Origin of the sequence: Alkalihalophilus lindianensis, assembly GCF_032843265.1 — a bacterium.
In the GTDB taxonomy this organism is placed as follows: domain Bacteria; phylum Bacillota; class Bacilli; order Bacillales; family Bacillaceae_D; genus Alkalihalophilus; species Alkalihalophilus lindianensis.
Genome location: NZ_JAWJBA010000698.1, coordinates 1 through 253 on the forward strand (window position 1 = coordinate 1; position 253 = coordinate 253).

The window sequence follows — 253 nt, forward strand, 5'->3', positions numbered from 1 at the left end:
GAGGCCACCCCGCTGCGGCCCGTCTCGCGCTACGGCGCCTCGAAGGCGGCGATGGAGGCGGCCATCCAGCCTTACCACGACCGGCTGCGCCTCACCGTCGTGCGGCCCCCGGCGGTCTATGGCCCGCGCGAGGCCGACATCTACACGGTCTTACAGACGGCGGCGCGCTACCGCGTGTTTGCCGTCGTGGGCGACCCGCGCCCGCCCGCGCGCACGTGCACGAGCGTGAGCGCGGGCGGGCGCGGGTCGCCCA

The 253-nt window shown here is 76.3% G+C and carries 1 protein-coding gene; it reads left to right on the forward strand.

Annotation, left to right across the window (positions count from 1 at the left end; all coding sequences use genetic code 11):
• Positions 1-253 (forward strand): NAD-dependent epimerase/dehydratase family protein (locus RYX56_RS23965; RefSeq protein ID WP_317124336.1); only part of this gene is annotated, 253 nt, incomplete at both ends.